Source organism: Aurantibacter sp. (genome assembly GCF_042094015.1).
GTDB lineage: Bacteria > Bacteroidota > Bacteroidia > Flavobacteriales > Flavobacteriaceae > Aurantibacter.
On sequence record NZ_JBELDZ010000125.1, the window covers coordinates 1 to 2,867 of the forward strand.

Annotated in this window: 4 protein-coding genes; all 4 read left to right on the forward strand. The window is 28.3% G+C overall.

Translation table 11 applies throughout. The features are described 5' to 3' along the window. Nucleotides 1–204: 204 nt before the first annotated feature. Nucleotides 205–1,488, forward strand: a complete 1,284-nt coding sequence (locus ACFDSN_RS11995) for a tyrosine-type recombinase/integrase (RefSeq protein ID WP_375240092.1) — start codon at nt 205–207, stop codon at nt 1,486–1,488. Between the two features lie 30 nt (nt 1,489–1,518). Then, the gene (locus ACFDSN_RS12000; protein WP_375240093.1) at nt 1,519–1,893 is read left to right on the forward strand and encodes a hypothetical protein; all 375 of its coding nucleotides are present in this window, start codon (nt 1,519–1,521) and stop codon (nt 1,891–1,893) included. Next, complete coding sequence (locus ACFDSN_RS12005) at nt 1,881–2,030, forward strand: hypothetical protein (RefSeq protein ID WP_375240094.1); 150 nt, start codon at nt 1,881–1,883, stop codon at nt 2,028–2,030. Before ACFDSN_RS12000 ends, ACFDSN_RS12005 begins: the two co-directional genes overlap by 13 nt. 199 nt (nt 2,031–2,229) lie before the next feature. Then, on the forward strand, nt 2,230–2,867 hold a 638-nt coding region (locus tag ACFDSN_RS12010), incomplete at its 3' end, for a cysteine peptidase family C39 domain-containing protein (protein ID WP_375240095.1).

Sequence of the window (2,867 nt, forward strand, 5' to 3'; positions counted from 1 at the left end):
CAATTAAAGTGGTCCCACATGGACTCGAACCATGGACCACCTGATTATGAGTCAGAGAGTTCTAATTTTACTTATTCTTACTTTTATTGATAAAAGTATTGAAAATAAAGAGATTAATCATTCTCAATACTTCTTTATTTTACATTAATTTACTATTTTTGACATACAAGCTTGACCTTAAACTTGACCCAAAAATATTAATTAATGGCGACATACCAATTATTACTTCGAGACAGTAAACCTAAAAAAGACGGTACTTTCCCTTTGATATTTAAAATATATCTTGGCAACAAGTCAAAAATAATAACACTCCCTTTTTCATGCGAAAAAAGAGAATGGGATGCTAAAAATAAACGCTTACGTAAAAACCATTTTAACTACAAAGATATCAATGAAAAGTTAGGTAAGCTTACTACAAGGCTTCAAAATGCAATAGATGATTTGGAAATACAGGAAATTGATTACGATTTAAACGATATTTATAATGCGTTCAAAGAAGAATCCAAAGCAAATAGAGTTAAAGAAATATCAGTAAGTGAGTTTTTACAAAAACGAATCAAAGAACTTAATGCAGAAGGTCGTTATGGCTCTGAAAGAACTTTAAAAGACACCTGTAATTCATTAAGTCGCTACTTAATGACAGCTAAAGAAATATCCGAAATTGAAGTAAATAAAAAGCTTAAAACATCAAAAGCATTCGCCAATTTAAAGTTTAAAGATGTTACACCAGCATTTTTAGAAGATTACGAACATTATTTAAGAAAAAGAGGCGGTACGGATGGCGGTATTGGTGTTAAAATGCGAGAGATAAGAGTTAATTTTAACAAAGCTATTACACATGGTTACGCTAAAGTATCTCATTACCCTTTTAACATTTATAAAGTAGCGAAACTCAAATCAAAATCAAGAAAAATAGCCATCGATAAAGAAGAGTTTGAGAGTTTTAAATCATTTAATATTAAAGAGCATATCGAATATAAAATAACATATAAGATGTTTTTATTCAGTTATTATGCAGGCGGTATGAATTTTAAAGATATGACCTATTTAAGGTGGGAAAATATAAGTGATGGCAGATTAGTTTATAAAAGAAGTAAAATTAATGGAAACTTTAATTTTAAGTTGCGAAAAGAAGCTACGGACATTTTAAATTACTTTAAAAATAATATGCTTACCGAGAATGAAGATTATATATTTCATGTTATAAACAGATACAATTTAACCTATAAGCAAATACATTACAGATACAAAAAATGCTTACGCAAATTTAATAAAGATCTAAAATTTATCGCTGAATCTGTTGGAATAGAAAAAAATCTAACAAGTTATGTGGCACGGCATAGTTTTGCTACGCATTTAAAATTTAACAAGGTGCAAGAAAGTGTTATTAGTCAACTTATGGGACATTCAAGCGAATCTGTTACAAAAGCCTATTTGCAAGATTTTGGAAGTGATGTCTTGGATGATGCAATGAGTAAGCTAAACTAATTGTTTTTTTGAAAATCAATAATTATTGGAATGCTTTTAGGGTTAGTAACTGTATTCATAATTGAGCATTATGGTAAGTTTTCATATTTAGAAGATGCTAGTACAAATACAGCTAACCAAAATAATAACATCTCATTTACAAGAAATATAGATTACAGCGCAAAAGTTGCTGAAATCTATTTAAAAACACCATTTGGCACTCATATTACTTTTGATGGAGGAAATTTTGGTGTTGGTAATATGTATGGGGCATTTAAAAGGTATTCTAATAAGATAGCATACTATTTTAAAGCAACTTTTAAGGATATAAAATATGTATTTCTATTTGGTGTTGGGTATTCTATATTCATACTTATAGCGTTCAATTTTAAAAGACGACAATACTTGGCAATATGCTTACAGTAATAATAATAACTTCTGCAATATTGACAAAGATTTTAATGAGCCGAAATGGAACAAAAAGTAAATCTTGGAAAAAGATGGGAACTCGTGTAGATGATTTGAAAAAACACATCTCAATAGATGGAAGTAGCAGAATCTAAAATTATTCTTTTGTAACTATCTGAACAGCTTGGTAATGTAGTTTATATACTTTGTGTAGATGGTGTTAAAATGAAATACAGACGAACAGGCTCGGTGTTTAAAAAAGATGGCGAAGATGTACTTAAAATGGATTGATTTGTTTTCTGACTATCTAAAAAATAGATGTTAAAATTGTACGTTTATAGTAATCAAAAAACAATGGATAAAACTTTTCAAATACTTCTAAAACTCTTAAAATCGTTTAACTATAATTTGCCTGAACAAGAAGTTAAAGAACGATTATTTAGTGACCCTGATAAGGGTGTTACTTCAATTACAAATACTCTTGACTATTTTAATATAAAAAATTTAGTTGCTAATGTTCCAAAAGGGGCATTTAACCAATTACCAAATTCATTTATAGCTCAAGTCGGAAATCATAAACAATCCAGTCTTGTCTTAATTAATAAAATCGATGAAAAAAATGTAAAAATAAGTACTGATAAAGAACAACTAATAAGTATGAGTATAGATGACTTTTTGATGAATTGGACGGGTTTAATAATAGCAATCGAAAAGAATGAAAATCGGAATCCTAAAAATTTAAAAAAGCTATTGCTAAATACAGTCCCGTTGTTAGTTGCCTTGTTATTGATTCTAATTATTGTATTTACTACAAATTATATTTTAAAATCCGTATATTTTGTATTATCACTAGTAGGTGTTTATGTTAGTTTCCTAATTATAAAAGAAAAATTAAGCAGTGACAATTCTTCATCAAAATTTTGCAAGATTTCAGAAAATACAGACTGTCAATCTGTATTAAAGTCTAAAGAATCTAAACTTTTTAATATAAT

Excerpts from the sequence above, each read along its gene's own strand:
- ACFDSN_RS11995 (WP_375240092.1), top strand. The coding sequence starts at position 205 with ATGGCGACATACCAATTATTACTTCGAGACAGTAAACCTAAAAAAGAC.
- ACFDSN_RS12000 (WP_375240093.1), top strand. The coding sequence starts at position 1,519 with ATGCTTTTAGGGTTAGTAACTGTATTCATAATTGAGCATTATGGTAAG.
- ACFDSN_RS12005 (WP_375240094.1), top strand. The coding sequence starts at position 1,881 with ATGCTTACAGTAATAATAATAACTTCTGCAATATTGACAAAGATTTTA.